Origin of the sequence: Staphylococcus caprae (genome assembly GCF_002902725.1) — a bacterium.
GTDB classification, from domain to species: Bacteria; Bacillota; Bacilli; order Staphylococcales; family Staphylococcaceae; genus Staphylococcus; species Staphylococcus caprae.
Map to the genome: position 1 here is coordinate 28,320 of NZ_PPRT01000038.1, position 24,941 is coordinate 53,260.

The following is a 24,941-nucleotide window of genomic DNA, read 5'->3' on the forward strand; positions in this document are numbered from 1 at the left end:
GGAATTTAACTCATTTTTCAATTGAACCATTGGTTTGAAATGTTGATATGATAAGGTTTTGAGCGTTTATGTGAGAAAACCTGACATACTTTTGTATTATAAGTAAATCTATGCTAAATTAGTGTCAAGTTCAAAAGTAGAGGAGAGGTACAAGTGCAGTCTAACGATTCCATCAGACGAAACATGGCCGTATTCTCTATGAGTGTTGTGAGCAAACTAACTGAATTAAGTCCAAGACAAATTCGTTATTATGAAACACATGAACTCATTACACCAGAAAGAACTCAAGGTAACAAAAGGTTATTTTCAATGAATGATTTGGACCGCCTTTTAGAAATTAAGAGTTTAATTGAGAAAGGATTTAATATCAAAGGTATTAAACAAATCATATTTGATGACCAAGATCACTTAACTACAGACGAACAAGAGACTAGAAAAAGAATGATTGTAGATGCAACGCAGAAACCGCGTAGCGAAACATTACCAATAAATCGTGGTGACTTATCAAGATTTATTAAATAAAATTTGGAGGATTCAAACCATGCCAAAACGTAGTTTTACAAAAGACGATATTCGTAAGTTTGCTGAAGAGGAAAACGTAAGATATTTAAGATTACAATTCACTGATATTTTAGGAACAATTAAAAACGTTGAAGTTCCTGTAAGCCAATTAGAAAAAGTTTTAGACAATGAAATGATGTTCGATGGTTCATCTATCGAAGGTTTCGTACGTATTGAAGAATCTGATATGTACTTACAACCAGATTTAGATACTTGGGTGATTTTCCCATGGACAGCAGGTCAAGGTAAAGTTGCGCGTTTAATCTGTGACGTATTTAAAACAGATGGTACACCATTTGAAGGTGACCCTCGTGCTAACTTAAAACGTGTCTTAAAAAAAATGGAAGATATGGGCTTCACAGACTTCAACTTAGGGCCTGAACCAGAATTCTTCTTATTCAAATTAGATGAAAAAGGTGAACCTACATTAGAATTAAACGACGATGGAGGTTACTTCGACTTAGCACCAACAGACTTAGGTGAGAATTGCCGTCGCGACATCGTTTTAGAATTAGAAGATATGGGATTCGATATCGAAGCAAGTCACCACGAAGTTGCACCTGGACAACATGAAATCGACTTTAAATATGCTGATGCTGTTACAGCTTGTGATAACATTCAAACATTTAAACTTGTTGTTAAAACAATCGCACGTAAGCATAACTTACATGCGACATTTATGCCAAAACCATTATTCGGTGTCAACGGAAGCGGAATGCACTTTAATGTTTCATTATTCAAAGGTAAAGAAAATGCATTCTACGATCCAGATGGTGAAATGCAATTAACTGATACGGCTTACCAATTTACAGCAGGTGTGCTTAAAAATGCACGTGGATTCACTGCAGTATGTAACCCATTAGTAAACTCATACAAACGTTTAGTACCAGGTTACGAAGCACCATGTTACATTGCATGGAGTGGTAAAAACCGTTCTCCATTAGTACGTGTACCTTCTTCAAGAGGTTTATCAACTCGTATCGAAGTACGTTCAGTTGACCCAGCAGCTAACCCTTATATGGCTTTAGCAGCTATCTTAGAAGCTGGATTAGACGGAATTAAAAACAAATTAGAAGTACCAAAACCAGTAAACCAAAATATTTACGAAATGAATCGTGAAGAACGTGAGGCAGTTGGCATCCAAGACTTACCTTCAACATTATATACTGCATTAAAAGCAATGCGCGAAAATACTTCAATCAAAAACGCTTTAGGTAATCACATTTACAATCAATTTATTAACTCTAAATCAATTGAATGGGATTACTATCGCACTCAAGTTTCTGAATGGGAACGCGAGCAGTACATGAAACAATACTAAAGCGCTAAACAAAACAGGGGAAAAACAATAGGGGTAAGAGCTGAGACACAATTGTCTTGGCTCTTTTTTGCGTTGTGAAAAGATATCCTTTTGGTCAGTTACATTTTGAAAAATAGATCATATTAAAGTATGGATAGAGTGAAGCTATTTTGAAAGAGATTTTATATGTGAATAAAATATTATTTTTAGTAGTTAAAGGTAATGAAAAGACTCGCTATAATTTTAGTTTTATTATTTTGGTTAAATATCTTTTTGGATAATAGAATTACTCATATTACCTTAGCACTCATTACTACACTAGTTATTATCAGACTCAATAAAATAATAGTAATAAAAATTAAATAATTAAAAGACATTGAAGTAAGATTCTGTTATTCAGTATCAAAAGAATGAAATTTGATTGACCGCTTGATTTGCATATTTAGTTACTAAATATGTGAAGCGTAAAGATTTTAGCGATGAGGCAAACAACGCACTTAAGCTTTATAACTTGTCTATGAAAGTATCTAGAGAAAAACTATTAAAGCAGCAATTAGATTTGATAGTCAAAGACTCCACTTTAGATATTCAAGATGAAATAAAAAATAACTTAGTTGATGCAGTTGATAGAGAAGTTAAAAGACAAGCACATATACTTGGTGAACATGTGAAAATTGATGACACTGAAGTAAAAGCGGTTGTTAACAGTAACTTCAAAGGTGTGAACTGGTCAACTAGATTATGGCAAGATATGGCTGTAGTTCAAAAAGAAGTAGAAAGAACAACGAGTAATGTATTACTTAGAGGGAGACATCCCAATGAGTATATAAAGGATTTTAAGAAACAAACTAACACTACTACTTATAATGCAAGTAGATTGTTAGTTACTGAATCAGCACGTGTTCAGGCTGAATCACAGAAGCTAACTTATCTTAAAGATTTAGGTGAAGATGGCGAGTATAAATACGTGGCCAAAATAGATAAGAAAACATCTAAAATTTGTCACTCTCTAAATGGCAAAGTATTTAATGTTAAAGACATGATACCTGGCATAAATGCACCACCAATGCATCCTTGGTGTCGGAGTACTACAGTACCACATGTGGGAAACTGGCGGGATAAATTCTTTACTGAGCGTAAAGGTAAGTATCAGACAGAGAATAAAGAATCAGAAAAAGAAAAAATACAAGAAAAAGCAAAAAAAGAAATGCTTGATATGATACGTAGTGGTAAAATAAAATTAGATATAAACCCAGAAAAACAAAATAGACATTTGTTAGGTCATAAATCATACGAAGAATACAAACTGAAGAATTTAAAAAATGGAAAAGCAACTCCTAGTTTTACATTACTAACAAGCGATGAACTTAATCCTTTGATAATTCAAAAAAGCGGTAGTGGAAGACTGATAACTGATTCAAAAGGAAAATGGAAAAATAAAGAAATAATTGACTTCGGAAAAATTATTGGCAAAGATTATATTGAGGGTAAATTTAAAACTACAAAAGTGGGTACAGTACATTATTCAAAAACTGGTACTCATATTATTCCAAACGGAAAAGAGGAGAAGTGATGAAATTATGGTCTTACATAGGTGAAAATGTATTGATAGAGTTGACCAATGGACAACAATTCATTGGTAAAGTTACAAACTATGATGATGAAGTAGACAACGAAAGTGGAGAAGATTCTATACATTTAGATGATGGAAAATTGTTATATGATTTTGATGAAAGTGAAATTAAATATATAAAGATTATAGATAAAGCATCTACCCGATAATAAAAGGCCGAGATGCTATTTTTATACACTTTTTAACCTTCTACGGAAGGTTATTTTTTTATGTCCAAAACGTGCTGATGACGTTATAAAAGCAAGTATGGAATGTAAAGTCGACAGACTATAAATGGAGGTATATCTCATGGAACACAATCAAAGTAATATTACTGAAGAAACGAAGCATAATGATAATTTTGAAACAACTCATGAACAAGCACAACAAAATGAGAAAACATTCTCTCAAGAAGAAGTGTCTCAAATGATTAAAGACCGTCTAGCTAGAGAAAGAAGAAAATCTGAAGAACGTATGAAAGATGCAATTCAGGAAGCTGAAAAACTAGCCAAGATGAATAAAGACCAAAAGAATCAATATGAGTTGGAAAAGCTGTTAAAAGAAAATGAAGAACTAAAAGCAGAAAAAGCTTTATCTCAAATGAAGAATGAAACGCGTTCAATGCTTAATGAATTTGGTGTGCAAAATTTTGATGAACAAATTGTTAATGTATTAGTCGAAGCATGACAGCAATAGATAATGTGATTGTTAAAGTAACATCTGCGTTTATAAGTGATATTGATATTATCAATTGAATAATTGATAATATAAAATATTCAATTAAAATTATAACATTGGAGTGATACAGCATGAGTAATATAACTATTCATATAGATGATCAATTTATGCATAAATTAGTTGAAGATAAATTAGAAAAAATACTACAAAATTATAAAAGACAATATGCTTCGGTAGATATTAAAGATTTGGTAATGATAACAGGACTTAGTAAATCAACACTTCAAAATAAAATAGTCTGTGAACCAGAAATAGTGAAAATAACTCGTCGCATTGGATCTAGGGTAATTTATCTATATCCTCAAGTACTTGAAGCATATCAACAAGTAATAACAAGAATAAGTAACTAAGATTGTATTTATCAAATTAATAAAAATATTTCACTTAGAAAGGTATTACTATGAAAATTAAAATCAGAGAAACTACAATTTAAGAAAAATTAGAATTTTTAAATGGAATTGCAATTATGACTTTACTTTATATATTTATTAAAAATAGATATTGAAATAGAAAACAAACATAATAAAAAAGATTTCGTCGAATTCTTATAATATTTAAAACGTTTACTTTTTATTACTATATTTTACGTTCAAAGTAAACTAAGAATAGACGAAATCTTTTTAACACAAACTTCCATTCGATATAATAGCTTCAAATTTAAAAACGATATATTAAATTAACTTCAATAACTCTTCTACATTTTCTTCGGTAGTTGCCCAGCTTGTCGCAAATCTTACAACGCGGTGATTATCGTCATACTTCTCCCAAATTGCAAATTTAACTTTTTGTTCTAATTCTTTAATTTTATCATTACTTATCACAAAGAATTGCTGATTCGTAGGGGAATCGAAATATAACTGATACCCTTTATCTAAAAATCCTTTCTTAACTTTCTTAGCCATATTAATGGCATGTTTACTAATTTTAAAATACAAATCATCTGTAAATAATTCTAAAAATTGTATGCCAGTTAAACGACCTTTAGCTAATAACGCACCATGATGTTTAATAATTGTTGTGAAATTCTTAGGTTCATTGTTTTTAGTAAATACAATGGCTTCACCACATAATGCACCAATTTTAGTACCACCTATGTAAAAGATGTCACAGTACTTTGCGACGTCTTTTATTGTGACATCAGTATTCTCACTCATTAAACCATAACCGAGTCTTGCGCCATCCATAAATAAAGGAATCTCGTGTTTTTTGCAAACCTTTGCCAAACTTTTCAATTCATCTTTGGTATACAATGTTCCATATTCAGTTGGGTGTGAAATATAAACCATTCCTGGAAAGACCATGTGCTCTCTTTTAAAATCACTATAGAAAGTATCTAAGTACGCTTCAACACCCTCGGCAGATATTTTACCTTCACTTGATGGTATAGCTAACACTTTGTGCCCACTAAATTCAATTGCGCCGCCTTCATGAACAGCGACATGGCCTGTATCTGCTGAAATAACGCCTTCATAACTCTTTAACATTGAATTGATGACAACTTGATTCGTCTGAGTTCCGCCAACTAAAAATCTTATCGTTGCATCAGGACATTGTATTGTTTCTCGAATTTTGTCAGCTGCTTGTGCTGAAAAATCATCAAATCCGTATCCAGCAGCTTGTATTCTGTTTGTTTCAACTAATCGTTTTAACACTTGTTCATGTGCACCTTCTAGGTAGTCATTTTCAAATGAAATCATTAACTTTCCCTCCTAAGTTAAATCCATGTTGCAATATTTTCCAACTTATCTTCACGCTCTAACTTTTATTAGAAAATAAATTCTTTATAAATAAGAGGTAGTTATCAAGAAAATATAAACTAATAAATTATAGTAAAAGATAGATAATTCTGAATATTCAATCGAATGTTGTTATTATACATCATAATACCTTAAATTCAAATATATTCCGTACAACCTATTAAAGTTCATTTCATCACATCTGATTGTCTTAATAATAATTGAATTTTTGTATGAAAAGTTCTATCATTTAATCAACATAGAGAAAGGGGAATGAACCTTATGCAACAAATTAAATTTAAAACATTTACTGAAGATTCTTTAGAAAGATTAGAAAAAAGTGTTAACGAGTTCCTTCGTTCTGACGATGGGAGTTCATACAAATTATTAAATATTTCGATTAAGCAAGTCGAGGAACGTAAGTTTCCAAATATAGAAGAAGACTATAACGCTGTGTTAACATTAGTTACTCAAGAGTAGTAAAATTAAATTATCCACTTGAATCATTTTGAGTGGAAATACATATAGGAGTACAATTTCATGGATTTTGGATATTTAGGTACTATATTAACAATCATATTAGTACTCGGATTTATTATTAATCTAGTACTTGCGTTTGTCATTATTTTTCTAGAGAAGGATCGAAGAAGTGCAAGTTCCACTTGGGCCTGGTTATTTGTTCTCTTCATACTACCGATTATCGGTTTCATTCTATATCTATTCTTAGGCAGAACCGTTTCTAAAAAGAAAATGGAAAAAAATAATGGTAAAGAGTTAGATGCCTTTCAAGATTTAGTAAAAGCTCAAGCTGATAGTTTCGAAAAATTAAATTTTGAATCTACGAATGACCAAGTTGAGAAACATCACGATTTAATTCGTATGTTATTAATGAAACAAGATGCTTTTCTAACTGAAAATAATAAAATTGACTTATTTACAGATGGTCATAAACTATATGACAAAGTAATAGAAGATATTTATAATGCGAAAGACTACATTCATTTAGAGTATTACACTTTCGAACTTGATGGTTTAGGGAAAAAGATTATAGATGCGCTTGAAACTAAACTTAAAGAAGGTTTAGAAGTTAAATTATTATATGATGATGTTGGTTCTAAAAAAGTCAATATGGCTAAATTTAAGCAATTCAAATCTTTAGGTGGAGAAGTTGAAGCATTCTTTGCATCAAAATTTCCACTTGTCAATTTTCGAATGAATAATCGAAATCACAGAAAGATCATTATTATTGATGGCCAAATAGGTTATATTGGTGGATTCAATATCGGTGACGATTATTTAGGATTAGGTAAGCTTGGCTATTGGAGAGATACACATTTACGTGTTCAAGGTGATAGTGTGGATGCGTTACAATTAAGATTTATTTTAGATTGGAACTCTCAAGCACATCGTCCACAGTTTGAATATGATCAAAAGTATTTCCCTAAAAAGACAGGCGAAAAAGGTGACAAAGCATTACAAATTGCCTCAAGTGGGCCTGCGTTCGACTTACATCAAATTGAATACGGTTATACGAAAATGATTATGAGCGCTAGAAAGTCAATTTATCTTCAAAGTCCGTATTTTATACCGGATCAATCTTATATTAATGCGCTGAAAATGGCTGCAAATAGTGGTGTTGAAGTTAATTTAATGATTCCTTGTAAACCTGACCATCCATTTGTTTATTGGGCTACATTTTCAAATGCGGCAGATTTATTAGATAGTGGCGTGAATGTTTATACCTATCAGAATGGTTTCATTCATTCAAAAATTCTTATGATTGATGATGAAGTATCTTCAATAGGTAGTGCGAATATGGACTTTAGAAGTTTCGAGTTGAACTTTGAAATCAATGCATTCGTCTATGATAAGGAGATTGCGCAACAATTGCGACAAGCTTTTGAAGAAGATATTAAAAAATCTAAATTACTTACTAAAGAAAAATATGATCAACGTCCGTTATCAATTAAATTTAAGGAAGATTTAGCTAAATTAGTTTCTCCAATTTTATAAAATACTTAGAATTCCTGCTTTCTATAAGCGGGAATTTTTTGTTGTACATAGAAATATTATGTAAACTTAAAAGAATTTTCATGACAAATGTCATATACAAAACGTGACAAAATGAACTAAATATCATAACGACTCAATGCTAAATTAGAATTATCTTATAGCAAAGGTGTGACATGTGGTGATAAAGTTACAAAACTTAGCAAAGTCCTTTAATAACAACAAAGTTCTTAATGATATCAGTCTTGAGTTGAAAGAAAATACGTGTACGGCTTTAATAGGCAAAAATGGAGCAGGGAAAACAACACTTATCGATATCCTGATTGGCAACATACAGGGTGACGAAGGGCATATTGTTGATGAATCGAAGATGATTGATACAAATCATATGGGTGTGTTATATCAAAAAACGAATTTTCCTAAATTTTTCAAAGTAAAGGAATTGTTTCACTTGCATCAATCATTTTATAAAAATCCTATTACGCTTTCACAATTTATCAATATTACTCAATTTAATGACAAGCAGATGAACCAAATGGCGAGTCAGTTGTCTGGAGGTCAGAAGAGGATACTAGATTTCGCCTTAACATTAGTAGGACAACCTGAATTTTTGATACTTGATGAGCCAACGTCAGGGATGGATATTGAAACAAGAGAACATTTTTGGAGTATCATAGAAAAGCTTAAGCAAGCGCATGACACTATTCTTTATACTTCTCATTACATTGAAGAAGTCGAAAGAATGGCCGACCAAGTAGTTCTTCTTGATCAGGGTCAAATTCAACTCGACGATTCTCCTGAACATATTAAAAACACTCAAAATAACTCAATCATCGTACTTCCAGTTATTGATGATGGATTATTAAGTGACCTAAAGAATGAGTTCAATATTAAAAAGTTAAAAAATCATTATGAGATAAAAACGAATCAAGTTGAACCAGTCATCCAGAAATTAATAGAGTATAAGTTCGATTTAAACAAAATAGAAATTCATAAAATGTCATTATTGGAAATCATGTTTTCAGGTATTGAGAATCAAAAAGGAGTGATGACCGAATGTTAGATACATTTTTAAAGACAGAAATTAAAATCATGTTTAGGAAAAAATTATATCTATTTATGTCTATTTTCCTACCTGTCGCATTTTACTTATTATTTACCTCATTATTAGATTTACCAGAGGAAGCTAAAAAACCATTTTATAAAGAATATATGTATAGTATGACAGTGTTTAGTTTGATGAATTTTTGTATGATGTCGTTCCCTTTAGATATGATAGAAGAAAGAAACAATGGTTGGTATAAACATTTAATGTCTACGCCTTTGAAACCTGTTCATTATTACTTAGCTAAAGTTTTAAAGACGATGTGCCAATTTTTAGTGGCAATTATTATTATTTTTATGGTTGCTCATTTTTATAAAAATGTGAATATGGACTTCACAAATTGGATATTATCAAGTGTTGTTTTATGGATAGGAGCGAGTTTATTCTTAACATTTGGGTTAGTTATAGCTCAATTTAATGATATTCAAAAGGCAAGTAGTGTTGCAAATTTACTCAATATAGCGATGGCCATTGTAGGTGGCTTATGGTTTCCAGTCAATACCTTTCCCGATTGGTTACAAGTCATTTCGAAAAAGATGCCAACGTATCATTTAAAACAAATAGCACTAGATCTAGGGAAGGATAAAGGTATTAACTTTACGTCATTTGGCTTTTTAATTCTTTATAGTATAATTTTTTTGAGTATTGCTTTATTGATTAATAAAAAGAAAGATGTGTCATAGATGAACGTAAAACGTAGTTTCGGAGTTAGAATGGGAGAAATTTCTTCACTAGTTTATTTAATATTTCCGATTTTTGGTTTATTTGATTCTGAACATATATTTAATAAGTCGATATATTTTATCGCTTTATCCATTTTTACGGTTTCATATTTAATGCTCGTTCTGCTGCACACTAAGTTGAATAAAAATCATCTATATATCTTACTGCTTATCCATTATGTATGTATTATGTATTTCGTTTATGCTTATGAACCATTACTAAGTATGTTTTTCTTTTATAGTGCCTTTGCATTGCCCTTCATTTTCGATGTGGGATTGAAATCAAAAGAATTTATAAGCTATATCATCACAATGATTATTTGTGTTTTGTTTATTTATATTATGCATCATGATCAAGTTTATATGATGATTATATATTATGTCGTCATTTTAATGATTATGTTTGGAAATTTTCAAGTTAGAAAGGATCGCAAAGTTCGAAAAGAGCTTGAAGAAAAGAACCGCTATATTAATGTGTTAATTACGGAACAAGAACGTAATCGTATTGGTCAAGATTTACATGATACACTCGGACATGTCTTTGCAAGTTTGACTTTAAAGTCTGAATTAGCTGCGAAACTCATAGATACTGATAAAGAATCTGCGAAGAAAGAAATGATGGCTATCAATCAACTTTCTAGAGAAACCCTTAATAAAGTTCGTTCAATTGTTGATGATTTAAAGGTACAATCTTTCGATGAGGAAGTGTCTTCGGTAGAGACGATTTTACGTGATGCGAATTTGAGGTTTATTTTCAAAAATAAAGGCGTAGCAAAGTCATTAAACCCTGCTAAGCAGTCAATATTATCCATGATATTAAAAGAGGCAATTAATAATGTGATTAAACACGCCCATGCTACAGAAGTCATAGGGCAACTGGTTGAAGAACATCAGCAAATTAAATTAATCGTACAAGATAACGGCGTTGGCATAAAAGATAAAGAAGCATGTCATTTAAGAAGTATTAAAGAACGCGCTGAATATTTAAATGGCAAGGTGGCTGTTAAATCTGAAAATGGAACAACCGTGGTCGTGACGATACCAAGGGGTGAATTAATGTGATTTCACTAATTATTGCAGAAGATCAACTTATGCTTAGAAAAGCGATGGTTCAGCTTATTGAGTTAAATGAGGAAATGAAGGTTTTGAAAGATGTTGAAAACGGCAAGGAAGCACTTCAATTTATTGAAAATGAAAAACCAGATGTGGCTATTTTAGATATTGAGATACCTGGCATGACAGGATTAGAAATTTTGGCACAAATAAGGGCTAAAGGATTAAATACGAAAGTGATTATTGTGACGACGTTTAAGCGACCAGGTTATTTTGAGAAAGCTGTCGCCAATGGTGTGGATGCCTATGTACTTAAAGAACGTTCAGTAGAAGACTTGGTCAGTACGATTTATAACGTAATGAATGGTGAAAAAGAGTACAGTACATCATTAATGACCTCTCTATTTAAAGAATCCAATCCATTGACACATAAAGAACAAGTCGTTCTGAGGGAAATAGGAAATGGTTTAAGTAGCAAAGAAATTGCTGAAAAATTATATCTTTCTGATGGCACAGTTCGAAATTACACAAGTACAATTATCGATAAATTATATTCTGACAATCGGTTTGATGCATGGAAAAAAGCTACGGCGAAAGGTTGGATATAGTTCGTTAAAATATATATTTAAATTTGATTATTTATATTTTAAGCTTGGTTTGATTCGATTTATCAATATGATCTGATAAAAGAGTTAGAATTTCTATTACTTTTTTAGTGGGTGTATCAGTACTTAATGTATGATGAAACACATTACCGCCTGTCGTTTTCACTATATAAATTGCTGAATTTGTATCAATCACGCAATCAAGAATTTCCATTATGTTGTACCTCCTATTTGAATAAGTTGTAAAGTGGCCACTTTAGTATGATGTAACTATACCACTATTGAGATTACTTACTCTTGATTTCAAGAATATAATAGGGAAATTGCTAAAAAAGTTAAAAACGCCTTCAAAAGATAGTTTGAATAATCTTTTGAAGGTGTTTATTTTCGAGATATTTAATTAATTTGAAATTCTATTTTTTTCTTTTATTAAGCGTAGATTGAATAAGGTACACGATAAAACCGACTAAGATACCTAGTAATATTGCTACAACTACACTTACTATAATCGGTAACTTAAAGACGATTTGTAATATAACGCCAACAATAATTGCTACGATAATTGCGACTAAAGATATTTTACTTTCATTAGATGAATCCATCTATTTCACTCCTAACGTATTGTATTATACCATGCACTTCTCATTTGAAAAAATAAGTTTAAAACAAGCGTTTTCAATCAATATTTTTTATTTTATCAATATTGACTGTGAAAGTATTTTTAATTAACATTAATCAGTATATAAAGTGAAGTAAGGTGACAACTATGAAATCGAAAAAATCATTATCGCTGATTGTTCTTGCACTTATTGCGATAATTGTAATAATGTTCCAATTGATCAATCATTCCGGTCCTTTTAGTAAAATTGGAACAAATCAACAGAACCAAAGTACTGATTTAAAAGGTAAAGACAAAGTGTATGTCGAACGAGTAGTGGATGGGGATACTTTTGTAGCCAATAAAGATGGCAAAGAAATCAAGGTGAGAATGATAGGTATGGATACCCCTGAAACCGTTAAACCCAATACGCCTGTTCAACCTTATGGGAAAGAGGCTTCAAATTATACGAAGAAAGCTTTAACGCGTCAAAATGTTTATTTAGAGTATGATAAAGAAAAAAATGATAGATACGGACGAACTTTAGCATATGTATGGATAAATGATAAAAGAATGTTCAATGAAGAATTGGTTGAAAAAGGTCTAGCTAGAGAAAAATATTACTCACCTAATGGTAAATATCGAGATGTATTGATTAAAGCTCAAAACAAGGCAAAACAGAATAAAGTGAACTTATGGAGTTAAGTTAATTGAAAAAGCCTAGAAGATTTCAAACGAATGCTTCTAGGCTTAACTATTGTACTTCATTATTTAGGATTTAAGAATGCAACTTTATTTAGTTATTCATATGTTGTTTGAAACTGTTAGATATTTCTTCAATTTGATTATCGTTAAGTGGATGTTTAGAAAGTTGCACAGCTTCGTCTATGACTTTTTCAAGTGAAGAACGCGTAGAGACTGTATCTACATATTTATCACTTTCGTCAGAACCTTCAATGATATTTACACTTCCATCACTGAAGTAAATCACACCGATACTTTGTATTTTAAACTGGTAATCCTTTTCAATCTGATCTTTCAATGCCTTAGCATTGTTTGCAGCTTGTTGATACGGATCATGGTCATAGAATTCATATATCACGCGATTATCTTGAAGAATTTCAGTGAATGTGTAAACACCACTACGAGTTGTGTTAAATTGGCTGTGATATCTACTACTGATGTAATGACCTACTACTTTATCAGTGTTATATTGATTGCTTCCTTCTTCAGCGTGTTTGTCTGGTACATCAAAGTGATAGAATGTTTTTTGATTCCAATTTTTAACATCTACATTAATCAGACCAACTTCTGTAATGATTATGAAATCAAAGGAGCGCGCATATTCAAATAATGGATGTTTAATAGCTAAATTACTTGTAGGAATAATTGTATATGATTTTAGTCGACCCTGTTCTATAAAACGATCTAAAATCTTTTGTAATTCACGTTTCGCATTTTTAAAAGCGTGATGGCCAACATCATTATTCGAACTCAACATTTGGTTCTTTAATGATAAATTTTCCTCGCTTAATATAGAATTTTTCGCAATTAATTGATTTCTAGCATATTCTTCCGTCTCAACTCTATCTTTCATGTATCTTTGATTTAGGAATAGAGCTATTACTAAAATAATGATAATTACAGATAAAATGACCGTTACAGACATAAATATTCACCCGAATCTTTAAATTTTAAATTCTAATTGCCAAAATAAATTATAAACGTCTTAAAATTTGAGTTCAATAAAAATGAGAAGAGAATATGATTAATTAAATAGTGAGTACGACAAATGTTTACAAAATTTTAAGAATTATAAAATTGTTCTCAGAATACAAATAATTGTTTATTCAAATCTTTATGATATGTGATAAAGATTCAATTTTTACTTTTTACAAATAGTTTAATTTTAATTTACTAAATGTTCACAAATCTGCGTTTGATTATTAAGTACTTCAAATGTATAATTAAAGTTATGAAAGCGCTTGCTTAGGAGGTGGTTGAATGAAATTAGAAGAGCGAAATGCTGTAGATGACCTTGTTCAAATTTTGATGCAAACGTCCTCGCACTCATTTAAATTTCATGGTGTTGTTGCTATGCAATTATTTTTAAATGATGAGTTTAAACTGCCAGCCAAAGTTGATATATGTGTGGAACGTAAAAAATTAATTGAAATTATTAAAGTGATTCCTAAAGACTTTTCAATACAATATTATGGGAAAGGTCATTCTCCACATCAAACTGAGAGACCTTCGCTATCAGAAGTTGCACACGTTGAGATACTTAAAGATAACAATATCGTACTTAATATTTTTGTTTACGATGTGGTAAATGATGAGTGGATTTTTAGGTTAGATAGTAGTATTCGTTTACCGAAGAATAATATATATTTTCATTCATTAAATTGGAACGTAGATTATATTAAACCAGAAATAGTTTTAATGTATGATTTGATGGATAATCAAGAGTATCATCAATTTTCAAATTATAAAGCAGTTATAGATGCATTGAGTTACTACCAATTTTATATCTTGAAATTAGTAGTAGGGGAAAAGCGTATTGAAGAAGCGGTTATTAATAATAGAAAGACATCATAAAAAGATTTCTACGACATACACACTTTTTAGATTATAGAGTGAAGTAGTATATGTTTTGTAGAAATCTTTTTTTATTTTAAGAACATAAATTTTTTAAACAGACACCGTGATAGCAAAATTCATAAGTAGAAAGCACAGCCTTCTCTGCATCTTCTTCACGAATACCGAACATCATTGAGATTTCAGAGGCACCTTGGTTAATCATCTTTAAATTAATATTGGATTCTGAAAGTGCATGAGTGATTTTACTTGCAGTACCAACAACTTGGTTCATTCCTTCTCCGACAATCATCAGTATTGCTAAATCATGATCGACACTCAACTCATCAACCTCACAACGTTTACGTATTTCATTTAACACTTGGCTTTCTTTTCCTTTAAGTTGATTGCTCCGCATAATAATACTGATATTGTCGATTCCTGATGGCATATGGTCAAATGAAATATTAAATTGTTCTAATACTTCTAAAATCTTTCTTGTAAAGCCAACTTGTCTATTCATTAGATATTTTTTGATGTTAATGACTGTAAATCCTTTGTCACAGCTAATACCACTAATAACATTGTCTGAATTAATTTCTCTGTCATGTCTGATATATGTTCCTTTATCATTTGGGCGATTCGTATTCTTAATAACAACTGGAATTCGGTCTTTATAGAGCGGTTGCAAAGCTTCGTCATGAAACACTCCAAATCCTGCGTATGACAATTCTCGCATTTCTCTATAAGTAATTTCTTCAATTAATTCTGGTTGATCAATAATTGTAGGATTTGCTTTGAAAATACCAGAAACGTCAGTAAAGTTTTCATAAATAGAGGCTTTCACACCTCTAGCAATAATTGCACCTGTAATGTCAGAACCTCCTCGAGGAAATGTAACAATGTCATTTTGTTTAGAAATACCGAAGAAACCTGGAATAATAAGTTTTTCTTTATAATCACGTAATTTATAGATATTTTCATATGAAGAATCTAAAATTTGAGCTTGTTGTGGTAAATCAGTCACTATTAAACCGGCTTCTTTAGGAGAAATATAACGTGTTGGTATCCCTTGGTTGTTATTATAATTAGCAATTAATTGCGCATTAAAATCTTCACCACAAGAGACTAAAGCATCGTAAAGACGAGAAGGTTTATCTGAAAGTTGACTAATGTAAAGTTCTAACGTTTCATCAATAGTGGTTAATATCTCATCGTCCATTTTTAAACCTTCAACAATATCAGCGTATCGTTGAATAATTTCATTCTTCTTATCCTGATAATTAATTCCGTTTAATACCTTTTCATATAAACGGATGAGTAAATCAGTTGTTTTAATATCATCTTTACTTCTTTTACCTGGCGCAGAGACAATGATAATCTTTCGTTCAGGATCTTCGTTTACAATTTTTAATACTTTTTTAATTTGTTTGGCATTGGAGACAGAGCTACCTCCGAATTTTGCAACTTTCATGAGTTATCAACCTTTCTAAAAAATCAGAAAATTCTATTCAGTTTTCTGATTAAGCATGGTACTATAGATTTGTATTTTCAATATTAAGAACTTTACAAAAATTAAGAATGATTTTATACTAAACCATTATCTAGTATTTTTCAACAGTACAATTGTTTTTCTCGAAAGCACAAACGGAGGTATGATATATGAGAGAATTGAATATTGCATTACTTGGTTTGGGAACTGTCGGATCAGGTGTTGTAAAAATCATTGAGGAGAATAGGCAACAAATTAAAGACACCATCAACAAGGATATCGTCATTAAGCATATTTTAGTGCGCGACACATCAAAAAAGCGTCCGTTAAATATTAGTCAATATCATCTAACAGAAGATATTAATGAGATATTAGAAGATGAATCAATTGATATTGTAGTTGAGGTGATGGGAGGTATAGAACCAACCGTAGACTGGTTAAGAACAGCATTAAAAAAGAAAAAGCACGTCATCACTGCGAATAAAGACTTGTTAGCAGTTCATTTAAAACTTTTAGAAGATTTAGCAGAACAAAATCATGTAGCATTAAAATTTGAAGCAAGTGTTGCAGGTGGAATTCCTATTGTTAATGCTATTAATAATGGATTAAATGCTAACAATATTTCTAAATTTATGGGTATTCTTAACGGAACTTCTAATTTTATTCTCTCTAAAATGACACGTGAGCAAACGTCATTTGAAGAAGCATTAGACGAAGCACAGCGTTTAGGTTTTGCCGAAGCGGACCCTACTGATGACGTAGAAGGTGTAGATGCAGCTAGGAAAGTAGTCATCACATCTTATCTATCATTTAACCAAGTGATTAAATTGAATGACGTTAAATTAACAGGTATTAGCGGCACAACTTTATCAGATATTAATGCAGCTAATGACTTAGGATATAAAATTAAATTAATTGGTAAAGGGACTTATGAAAATGGACGAGTTAACGCATCTGTCGAACCTACACTCATTCACAAAACACATCAACTTGCGTCTGTTGAGAATGAATATAATGCTATTTATGTAATTGGAGATGCCGTTGGAGACACAATGTTTTATGGTAAAGGTGCTGGTAGTTTAGCTACAGGTAGTGCCGTAGTAAGTGATTTACTCAATGTAGCATTATTCTTTGAGTCAAATCTTCACACTTTACCACCACATTTTGAATTAAAAACGGATGAAACAAGGGAAATGATGGATGGTGAAGAACCTGTAGCAATTAAAGAGAAGTTAAATTATTACATAGTATTGCAACGTAACAACTTAGCTATAGATAAACTGGAAAATGAAATTAAAGCACAATTACCATTCCATAAATCATTACAGATTGTTGAACGAGATGATCAAACAGTAGCAATTATCGTTATTGGTCTAGATCAATCTCCAGAGAAAGTGTTAAATAAAGCAGGATTCAATGTTGAAAAAATTTATCCTGTAGAAGGAGTTTAATAAATATGAAAAGATGGCAAGTTTTAGTTAAAGAATTTAGCGAATATTTACCAGTCAATGAGGAAACACCACAACTTACATTAAATGAAGGTAGTACACCGCTCATTTATTGTGAAAAACTTTCAAAAAAATTAGATATCGAATTATATGTGAAATATGAAGGTGCAAATCCTACTGGTTCTTTTAAAGATCGTGGAATGGTAATGGCGGTAACAAAGGCAAAAGAACAAGGCAAGAAAGTAGTCATTTGTGCTTCTACGGGAAATACTTCTGCTTCAGCAGCAGCTTATGCAGCACGTGCTGGTTTAAAAGCGATTGTAGTAATTCCAGAAGGTAAAATCGCTTTAGGAAAGTTATCGCAAGCAGTGATGTATGGTGCTGAAATTGTTTCAATTGAGGGTAATTTCGATGAAGCTTTAGAAATAGTGAAAGAAATTGCTGCAGAAAACAAAGAAATTGAACTGGTGAACTCAGTCAATCCTTTTAGAATAGAAGGTCAAAAAACAGGTGCATTCGAGGTAGTCGAACAACTTGATGGTGAAGCTCCTGATGTTTTAGCAATTCCAGTAGGTAACGCTGGAAATATCACTGCTTACTGGAAAGGATTCGTTGAATATCACGATAAGAAAAAAACGCAATTACCACAACTATTTGGATTCCAAGCAGAAGGTGCTTCTCCAATTGTTCAAAACAAAGTTGTGAAAAACCCTGAAACAATTGCAACAGCTATTCGAATTGGTAACCCAGCAAGCTGGCAAAAAGCAGTCAAAGCTCTAGACGAATCAAATGGGTTAATTGATAGTGTAACTGATGAAGAAATTTTAGAAGCATATCAATTAATGACGACAAATGAAGGGGTATTTAGTGAACCAGCAAGTAATGCATCTATTGCAGGCTTAATCAAACTTCATAGAAAAGGTAAGTTGCCTAAAGGTAAGAAAGTCGTAGCAGTACTCACTGGTAATGGCTTAAAAGATCCTGATACAGCCATCTCATTATTAGATAATCCAATTCAACCGTTACCAAATGATAAGGATAGTATTATTAGTTATATTAAAGGGGCAATTTGATATGGAAGAAGTTTTAAAACTTAAAATTCCGGCATCAACTGCTAATTTAGGTGTAGGTTTCGATTCTATTGGAATGGCATTAGATAAATATCTCTATATGTCTATTAGAAGAATAGAAGGTAGAGATTGGGAATTTTTATATTATAGTCCAGAATTAGAGTCCCTTCCAAAAGATGAAAGTAATTATATATATAAAGTAGCACAAGAAGTTGCTCAAAAATTTAATGTAACTTTGCCATGTTTACAAATTGAAATGAGAAGTGATATCCCACTAGCTAGAGGACTTGGTTCTTCTGCTTCAGCGCTAGTGGGCGCTTTATATATCGCTAATTACTTTGGGAATATTCAATTGTCGCAATATGAGTTATTACAGTTGGCGACAGAAATTGAAGGTCACCCTGATAATGTGGCGCCTACGATTTACGGTGGACTTATATCTGGTTATTACAATCCTGATACTAAAGTTACAGATGTGGCACGCATTGATGTACCAAAAGTTGACATTATTATAACAATTCCACCTTATGAACTAAAAACGGAAGACTCTAGAAATGCATTGCCAGAAACTTTTTCACATAAGGCTGCAGTACAAAATAGTGCTATAAGTAATACAATGATATGTGCGTTAATTCAACATAAATATAAATTGGCAGGTAAAATGATGGAACAAGATGGTTTTCATGAGCCATATAGACAGCATCTTATTCCGGAGTTTGGACAGGTACGACAAATATCAAGAGAACACGATGCATATGCTACTGTCATAAGTGGAGCAGGTCCTACAATTTTAACATTGAGTCCTAGAGAATATAGTGGAGAATTAGTAAGAACATTGCGCGATAAAGTGACAAATTGCATATCTGAACTCGTTACAATTAACGAAGTAGGCGTGATAGATGAAGTAGTGTACCAAAAGTCTTAAACTGTTGTAAAATATAGTTAAGAAAGAGTTTTGACTATGTCATGGAAGGAGTTCTATTGCTATATGAGTAAATATAAAATGATAGTATTAGACATGGATGACACACTAATGAATGGTGAGAATCAAGTTTCACCTGAAACTAAATCCTATTTAATTGATATTCAAGAAAAAGGATACAGTGTCGTTTTAGCTTCTGGCCGTCCTACAGAAGGTATGATTCCAGTAGCTAAAGATTTAAAGTTAAACCACAATGAAAGTTTTATTATTAGTTATAATGGTGGGAAAACTATCAGAATGTTTGACGAAGAAGTTGAAGTGAGCAAAACAGTTTCTAAGGAAAACTTTGATTTAATTGTTGATTACTGTAGAGATAGAGGATTTTTAGTTTTAACCTATGATAATGGCTATATTATTCATGATAGTGATCATGAGTATATGAATATTGAATCTGAATTAACTGGCTTGCCAATGAAACGCGTTGATGACATTAAGACTTACATTAAACATGATGTCCCAAAAGTTATGGGTGTCGATTATGTAGGTAATATCACTGAAGCACGTATTGATTTAAATGGTTTCTTCAACGAAGACATTGATGTTACAACTAGTAAGCCATTCTTCTTAGAGTTCATGGCGAAAGATGTGTCGAAAGGGAATGCAATCAAAGCGCTCTGTAATAAAATGAATATAGGTTTAGAAGAAGTGATTGCATTTGGTGATAGTTTGAATGACCAATCTATGTTTGAAGTTGCTGGTTATTCAGTTGCTATGGGTAATGCAAGTGATGAACTGAAAGCTCTAGCTGATGAAGTTACATTAGATAATAATTCGAATGGAATTCCACATTTATTAAAGACATTGCTTTAAAATATAAATAAGACTTAGGTAAAGTTTGAAAAGAAGTGCTCTGAACCTTAAAAGTTAGACTGAAATTCTAACCTAAAGGGTACACTTTTATCAAATAACCTAAGTCTGTTTTTTTATTTTTATTTAGCTGTGTGCGTCCAATCATGTTTACCTTTATATCGTTTCACATGAGCATAAACTTGATCAGCAGCATAATCTAGGTTTGTATATACAGTAATGCTAAAGGCTGATTGGTTTTCTTCAAAAGGTTCATCTAAGAATACTTCTTTTAGATGCGTAAATAAATCGTTCATTTGATTATGTTCTAAACTAGGATATTCTCTTAATGTACGTTTCAATAACTTACCGTTTTTTTCTTCTAGTGCTTGTACGACGATAACAAAGCGTTCATCCTGTTTCATAACATCATCAAATAAGTTAGTTTGTCCAACCATGTTATCCACCTCTAAACCGTTTTATTACTTATATTATACATGATTACTTATAAACATAAAATATTGAAAGTTAGCGCTAGAAAAGTTTGTTTTCAAAAATTTGAATAAGAAAATTTGAATATTGTAATAAAAAAACGATGATTCAAAAATGAATCATCGCTTTTAAAAATTAATCTTTATAATTGTGTGGTGTTAAGTCCATCGCCTCTAATTTAACAAAGTGTGTACGTTTAATAACTTTATGAACAAAATAAATAATTGCAAGTATGATGATTGGCGTAAAGTTTCTTAATACGCTTAAGAAATCGCCTGAAATAATACTTCCGAACGAGTTACCTAATAGTAAAAATAACAATGTAATAATCACTATAATTGGACCAACTGGATAAAATGGTGCTTTATAAGACAGTAATTCATTTGGATTCTTACCTTGTCGTTTAATAGCTCTACGTAATCTAATTTGAGACCATATACTTGATCCCCATACAACTATAACCATTGAACCAATGATATTAAGAAGATTAAACACTGCGTTAGCATTAAAATTTGCGTATATAATGACAAGCACAATTAATACATAAGTTGTAACTAACGCACGCATTGGTAATTTAGTTTTGTCGTTTAACTTACCGAAAAATTTAGGAGCTTGACCATTTGCACTTAATGAAAATAGCATTCTACTCGTTGTATAGATACCAGAGTTTGCCGCTGATAATAATGAAGTTAAAATGACAGCATTAATCACTGATGCCGCAAAAGCAATACCAATCCTATCAAATACAATTGTAAACGGACTTTGAGATACAGATTCGTGTTTATTAAGTAACAAAGGATCTGTATATGGAATAATTGCCGCGATAACTGCGATAGATAAAACATAGAATAAGAGAATTCTCCAGAAAACTTGTTTAATCGCTTTAGGCATAGATTTCTGAGGATTATTAGACTCTCCAGCAGTTACTGCAACAACTTCGGTACCTCCAACAGAGAATCCGGCTACAAGTAACACACTCAATATTCCTGATATACCTCCAACAAATGGTGCTTCTCCTTTAGTATAATTTTCAAAACCATAAGAATGGCCACCTAATATACCGAAAATCATTAATATACCAAATATTATAAAAACAATAATCGTAATGACTTTAATAAGTGATAGCCAGAATTCAGTTTCACCAAAGGCTTTTACTGAAAATATATTGATTAAGAAAATGAATGTTAGGAATATCAAACTCCAAGTTAAAGGACTTAATACTTTAAATACATCCCAGAATTGTAAAACATTTGAAGCTACAATGACGTCCACGCTTGTTACAAGCGACCACATTCCCCAATAAAGCCAACCCATAGTAAAACCTAAAGAAGGGTCAACGAAGCGGGTAGAATAGGAACTAAAAGAACCTGAAACTGGGTAAAATGTCGCTAATTCACCAATAGATGACATTAAAAAGTAAAGCATAACTCCAATAAGTATGTAGGCTAATATTGCACCGCCAGGCCCAGCTTGTGAAATTACACTGCCGGTTGCTACAAATAGACCTGTACCGATAGCGCCACCAATTGCAATCATAGATATATGTCTCGAATTGAGACTTCGTTTCATATTGTTATCTTCCATATGGTGTCTCCCATCTAATTAAATATATCCACCATTTTAATCGTTTTAGATAGAGTATTCAATAACTTTTTAGCACTTTAAAGTGAAAAAATATTTAAAATTTCTGTGAAAATTCTAATACGTAGTGAATTTGTGTTTAATTGCTTATTAAAACGGGTTTAATTAAAATGTATATTACATTGTAATTATTATTAAAAGTAATAAGAGGGGGAACTTATAATGTCAAAACAAGATGGGAAATTAACGGGCTTATTTGGTGCACCAGTATCAGATAGAGAAAATAGTATGACAGCTGGTCCACGTGGTCCTTTATTGATGCAAGACATTTATTATTTAGAACAAATGTCACATTTTGATCGCGAGGTTATTCCAGAACGTCGTATGCATGCAAAAGGTTCTGGGGCTTTCGGTACTTTCACAGTGACAAACGATATAACAAAATATACGAACGCTAAAATCTTTTCTGAAGTTGGAAAACAAACTGAAATGTTTGCACGTTTCTCAACAGTATCTGGTGAAAGAGGGGCTGCAGATTTAGAACGTGATATTAGAGGATTTGCTTTAAAATTCTACACTGAAGACGGTAACTGGGATTTAGTAGGAAATAATACACCTGTATTCTTCTTTAGAGACCCAAAATTATTTATTAGTTTAAACCGTGCTGTGAAGCGTGATCCTCGAACAAATATGAGAAGTCCTCAAAATAACTGGGATTTCTGGACAGGGGTCCCTGAATCATTACACCAAGTTACAATCTTAATGTCAGATCGTGGTATGCCTAAAGGGTTCCGTAATATGCATGGATTCGGTTCCCATACTTATTCAATGTATAATGACGAAGGTGAACGCGTTTGGGTAAAATACCATTTTAGAACGCAACAAGGTATTGAAAACTATACTGATGAAGAAGCGGCTGAAATCGTGGGAATGGATAGAGATTCTTCTCAAAGAGATTTATACAATGCCATTGAAAAAGGGGATTATCCTAAATGGAAAATGTATATCCAAGTTATGACAGAAGAACAAGCTAAAAATCATCCAGACAATCCATTTGATTTAACTAAAGTATGGTACAAAGGTGATTATCCATTAATAGAAGTCGGAGAGTTTGAATTAAACCGCAATCCTGAGAACTATTTTATGGATGTAGAACAAGCCGCATTTGCACCTACAAATATTGTACCTGGATTAGACTTTTCACCTGATAAAGTGTTACAAGGTCGATTATTCTCATACGGTGACGCACAACGTTATAGATTAGGAGTTAACCACTGGCAAATTCCTGTTAATCAACCTAAAGCTGTTGGCGTAGAGAACTTATGCCCATTTAGTCGTGATGGTCAAATGCGTTTCTTAGATGATAACCAAGGTGGAGGGCCACACTATTATCCTAATAACCAAGGTGTTTATGATTCACAACCTGAATTCAAGAAACCGCCATTCCCAACTGATGGCGATGGTTATGAATATAACTTCCGTCAAGATGATGATAATTATTTTGAACAACCAGGTAAGTTATTCCGTTTACAATCAGATGATGCGAAAGAACGTATCTTTACTAATACTGCAAATGCGATGGACGGGGTGACTGAAGATGTGAAAATTCGTCATATACGTCATTGTTATAAAGCTGATCCAGAATATGGTAAAGGTGTAGCTAAAGCATTAGGCATCGATATCAACCAAATTGATTTGGAAACTGAAAAAGACGAAACTTATGAAAATTTTAAATAATTAATTTGAAATGATTAGATTGCACACCTTCATATAATATGGTAGAATTTTAAATCGTAAGAATTCCTAACAACATTAGAAAGGGTGTTTAACGTGCGCGTAAATATTACATTAGCTTGCACTGAATGTGGCGATCGTAACTATATTACTACTAAAAATAAACGTAATAATCCAGAACGTATTGAAATGAAAAAATACTGCCCTAGATTAAATAAATATACGTTACATCGTGAAACTAAATAATTTTCTTATCTTTCAAATACGACAATTTGAAATTGATAGTCTCTTCTGTAATTTATGGAAGAGACTTTTTTGTTGCTTAAATAGTTTTTAATGACAGACGGGTAAATTAGTAGACATGTATGATGATTGTTAAAAGAAATTTTTTACTTGTATAAATGAGAATTTATGTTATTCTATAAAACGTAATAATTACGATTTATAGAAAAGAGGTTATTTTAATGGCTAAGAAATCTAAAGTAGTAAAAGAACAAAAAAGACAAGAACTTGTAGAAAAATATTATGAGTTGCGTAAAGAATTAAAAGCAAAAGGTGATTACGAAGCTTTAAGAAAACTACCAAGAGATTCTTCTCCTACAAGACTTACTAGAAGATGTAAAGTCACTGGTAGACCAAGAGGCGTTTTACGTAAATTTGAAATGTCTAGAATTGCTTTTAGAGAACATGCACATAAAGGTCAAATTCCTGGCGTTAAAAAATCAAGCTGGTAATTTTA

Annotated in this window: 27 protein-coding genes and 2 pseudogenes; 22 read left to right on the forward strand and 7 right to left on the reverse strand. The window is 31.9% G+C overall.

The genetic code is table 11. The annotated features are described in order from the left end of the window. Positions 1 to 153 precede the first annotated feature (153 nt). From CD155_RS08115 to CD155_RS08140, 7 genes and pseudogenes are all read left to right on the forward strand, one after another. Positions 154 to 522, forward strand: a complete 369-nt coding sequence (locus CD155_RS08115; RefSeq protein ID WP_161792476.1) for a MerR family transcriptional regulator — start codon at positions 154 to 156, stop codon at positions 520 to 522. 19 nt (positions 523 to 541) lie between these two features. After that, positions 542 to 1,882, forward strand: coding sequence for a type I glutamate--ammonia ligase (gene glnA / locus CD155_RS08120; protein ID WP_103213024.1), 1,341 nt, complete (start codon positions 542 to 544; stop codon positions 1,880 to 1,882). 430 nt (positions 1,883 to 2,312) lie between these two features. Continuing rightward, a pseudogene (locus tag CD155_RS08125) lies at positions 2,313 to 3,434 on the forward strand (minor capsid protein); the annotation flags it as partial. Further along, positions 3,434 to 3,643, forward strand: a complete 210-nt coding sequence (locus CD155_RS08130; RefSeq protein WP_103213026.1) for an LSM domain protein — start codon at positions 3,434 to 3,436, stop codon at positions 3,641 to 3,643. The pseudogene CD155_RS08125 and the gene CD155_RS08130, both read left to right, overlap by 1 nt. A 52-nt stretch (positions 3,644 to 3,695) precedes the next feature. After that, positions 3,696 to 3,795, forward strand: a pseudogene (locus tag CD155_RS13245) (hypothetical protein); the annotation flags it as partial. Further along, positions 3,783 to 4,160, forward strand: coding sequence for a DUF4355 domain-containing protein (locus CD155_RS08135; RefSeq protein ID WP_103213027.1), 378 nt, complete (start codon positions 3,783 to 3,785; stop codon positions 4,158 to 4,160). The pseudogene CD155_RS13245 and the gene CD155_RS08135, both read left to right, overlap by 13 nt. Positions 4,161 to 4,282: 122 nt before the next feature. After that, on the forward strand, positions 4,283 to 4,561 hold the full coding sequence (locus CD155_RS08140; RefSeq protein WP_002442668.1) for a hypothetical protein: 279 nt from the start codon (positions 4,283 to 4,285) through the stop codon (positions 4,559 to 4,561). A 321-nt stretch (positions 4,562 to 4,882) separates the two neighbouring features. Here CD155_RS08140 and CD155_RS08145 read toward each other — a convergent pair whose 3' ends face one another. Next, the gene (locus CD155_RS08145; protein WP_103213028.1) at positions 4,883 to 5,908 is read right to left on the reverse strand and encodes a threonine aldolase family protein; all 1,026 of its coding nucleotides are present in this window, start codon (positions 5,906 to 5,908) and stop codon (positions 4,883 to 4,885) included. 321 nt (positions 5,909 to 6,229) lie between these two features. Here CD155_RS08145 and CD155_RS08150 point away from each other — a divergent pair, with 321 nt between their 5' ends. From CD155_RS08150 to CD155_RS08175, 6 genes are all read left to right on the forward strand, one after another. Beyond that, on the forward strand, positions 6,230 to 6,427 hold the full coding sequence (locus tag CD155_RS08150) for a hypothetical protein (RefSeq protein ID WP_070831540.1): 198 nt from the start codon (positions 6,230 to 6,232) through the stop codon (positions 6,425 to 6,427). A 60-nt stretch (positions 6,428 to 6,487) separates the two neighbouring features. Further along, positions 6,488 to 7,960: a cardiolipin synthase gene (gene cls, locus CD155_RS08155; RefSeq protein WP_103213029.1), complete on the forward strand. Its 1,473-nt coding sequence runs from the start codon at positions 6,488 to 6,490 to the stop codon at positions 7,958 to 7,960. 178 nt (positions 7,961 to 8,138) lie between these two features. Beyond that, positions 8,139 to 9,020 carry an ABC transporter ATP-binding protein gene (locus tag CD155_RS08160; RefSeq protein ID WP_172605833.1) on the forward strand — a complete coding sequence of 294 codons (882 nt, stop codon included), beginning with the start codon at positions 8,139 to 8,141 and terminating at the stop codon, positions 9,018 to 9,020. Next, on the forward strand, positions 9,014 to 9,745 hold the full coding sequence (locus CD155_RS08165) for an ABC transporter permease (protein ID WP_103213031.1): 732 nt from the start codon (positions 9,014 to 9,016) through the stop codon (positions 9,743 to 9,745). The genes CD155_RS08160 and CD155_RS08165 overlap by 7 nt, the downstream gene beginning before the upstream one ends. Next, on the forward strand, positions 9,746 to 10,846 hold the full coding sequence (locus tag CD155_RS08170) for a sensor histidine kinase (protein WP_103213032.1): 1,101 nt from the start codon (positions 9,746 to 9,748) through the stop codon (positions 10,844 to 10,846). Further along, a complete protein-coding gene (locus CD155_RS08175) occupies positions 10,843 to 11,445 on the forward strand; it encodes a response regulator transcription factor (RefSeq protein ID WP_002442681.1) in 603 nt (200 codons plus the stop codon). The genes CD155_RS08170 and CD155_RS08175 overlap by 4 nt, the downstream gene beginning before the upstream one ends. Before the next feature lie 31 nt (positions 11,446 to 11,476). Here CD155_RS08175 and CD155_RS08180 read toward each other — a convergent pair whose 3' ends face one another. Together CD155_RS08180 and CD155_RS08185 are read right to left on the reverse strand one after the other, a co-directional pair. Further along, on the reverse strand, positions 11,477 to 11,656 hold the full coding sequence (locus CD155_RS08180) for a hypothetical protein (protein WP_002442683.1): 180 nt from the start codon (positions 11,654 to 11,656) through the stop codon (positions 11,477 to 11,479). Between the two features lie 199 nt (positions 11,657 to 11,855). Next, positions 11,856 to 12,044 carry a hypothetical protein gene (locus tag CD155_RS08185; protein ID WP_103213033.1) on the reverse strand — a complete coding sequence of 63 codons (189 nt, stop codon included), beginning with the start codon at positions 12,042 to 12,044 and terminating at the stop codon, positions 11,856 to 11,858. Between the two features lie 164 nt (positions 12,045 to 12,208). Here CD155_RS08185 and nucI point away from each other — a divergent pair, with 164 nt between their 5' ends. Next, positions 12,209 to 12,745, forward strand: coding sequence for a thermonuclease NucI (nucI, locus tag CD155_RS08190; RefSeq protein ID WP_103213034.1), 537 nt, complete (start codon positions 12,209 to 12,211; stop codon positions 12,743 to 12,745). 91 nt (positions 12,746 to 12,836) lie between these two features. Here the strand turns inward: nucI and CD155_RS08195 are convergent, their stop codons facing one another. Then, on the reverse strand, positions 12,837 to 13,709 hold the full coding sequence (locus tag CD155_RS08195; RefSeq protein WP_070872679.1) for an NERD domain-containing protein: 873 nt from the start codon (positions 13,707 to 13,709) through the stop codon (positions 12,837 to 12,839). Positions 13,710 to 14,044: 335 nt separating this feature from the next. Here CD155_RS08195 and CD155_RS08200 point away from each other — a divergent pair, with 335 nt between their 5' ends. After that, complete coding sequence (locus CD155_RS08200) at positions 14,045 to 14,638, forward strand: hypothetical protein (protein ID WP_103213035.1); 594 nt, start codon at positions 14,045 to 14,047, stop codon at positions 14,636 to 14,638. 76 nt (positions 14,639 to 14,714) lie between these two features. Here the strand turns inward: CD155_RS08200 and CD155_RS08205 are convergent, their stop codons facing one another. After that, on the reverse strand, positions 14,715 to 16,091 hold the full coding sequence (locus CD155_RS08205; protein WP_070831513.1) for an aspartate kinase: 1,377 nt from the start codon (positions 16,089 to 16,091) through the stop codon (positions 14,715 to 14,717). Between the two features lie 188 nt (positions 16,092 to 16,279). On the opposite strand from CD155_RS08205, the gene CD155_RS08210 reads away from it, so the two are divergent. From CD155_RS08210 to CD155_RS08225, 4 genes are all read left to right on the forward strand, one after another. Further along, positions 16,280 to 17,560: a homoserine dehydrogenase gene (locus CD155_RS08210; protein WP_103213036.1), complete on the forward strand. Its 1,281-nt coding sequence runs from the start codon at positions 16,280 to 16,282 to the stop codon at positions 17,558 to 17,560. Positions 17,561 to 17,565: 5 nt separating this feature from the next. Continuing rightward, complete coding sequence (thrC, locus tag CD155_RS08215) at positions 17,566 to 18,630, forward strand: threonine synthase (RefSeq protein WP_103213037.1); 1,065 nt, start codon at positions 17,566 to 17,568, stop codon at positions 18,628 to 18,630. A 1-nt stretch (position 18,631) separates the two neighbouring features. Continuing rightward, positions 18,632 to 19,552 (forward strand): homoserine kinase, encoded by a 921-nt coding sequence (gene thrB / locus CD155_RS08220; RefSeq protein ID WP_103213038.1) that lies wholly within the window; start codon positions 18,632 to 18,634, stop codon positions 19,550 to 19,552. Between the two features lie 63 nt (positions 19,553 to 19,615). Further along, the gene (locus CD155_RS08225; RefSeq protein WP_002442702.1) at positions 19,616 to 20,419 is read left to right on the forward strand and encodes a Cof-type HAD-IIB family hydrolase; all 804 of its coding nucleotides are present in this window, start codon (positions 19,616 to 19,618) and stop codon (positions 20,417 to 20,419) included. Between the two features lie 119 nt (positions 20,420 to 20,538). On the opposite strand, the gene CD155_RS08230 is transcribed toward CD155_RS08225, so the two are convergent. Beyond that, entirely contained in the window at positions 20,539 to 20,853 is a 315-nt protein-coding gene (locus CD155_RS08230; protein WP_002442704.1) for a hypothetical protein, read from the reverse strand. A 169-nt stretch (positions 20,854 to 21,022) separates the two neighbouring features. Then, positions 21,023 to 22,471: an amino acid permease gene (locus CD155_RS08235; protein ID WP_103213039.1), complete on the reverse strand. Its 1,449-nt coding sequence runs from the start codon at positions 22,469 to 22,471 to the stop codon at positions 21,023 to 21,025. A gap of 219 nt (positions 22,472 to 22,690) precedes the next feature. Here CD155_RS08235 and CD155_RS08240 point away from each other — a divergent pair, with 219 nt between their 5' ends. From CD155_RS08240 to rpsN, 3 genes are all read left to right on the forward strand, one after another. Then, complete coding sequence (locus CD155_RS08240; protein ID WP_103213040.1) at positions 22,691 to 24,205, forward strand: catalase; 1,515 nt, start codon at positions 22,691 to 22,693, stop codon at positions 24,203 to 24,205. Between the two features lie 93 nt (positions 24,206 to 24,298). Further along, positions 24,299 to 24,448, forward strand: a complete 150-nt coding sequence (gene rpmG, locus CD155_RS08245; RefSeq protein ID WP_001831295.1) for a 50S ribosomal protein L33 — start codon at positions 24,299 to 24,301, stop codon at positions 24,446 to 24,448. A 218-nt stretch (positions 24,449 to 24,666) separates the two neighbouring features. Then, the gene (gene rpsN, locus CD155_RS08250) at positions 24,667 to 24,936 is read left to right on the forward strand and encodes a 30S ribosomal protein S14 (RefSeq protein WP_002442709.1); all 270 of its coding nucleotides are present in this window, start codon (positions 24,667 to 24,669) and stop codon (positions 24,934 to 24,936) included. Positions 24,937 to 24,941: the final 5 nt, after the last annotated feature.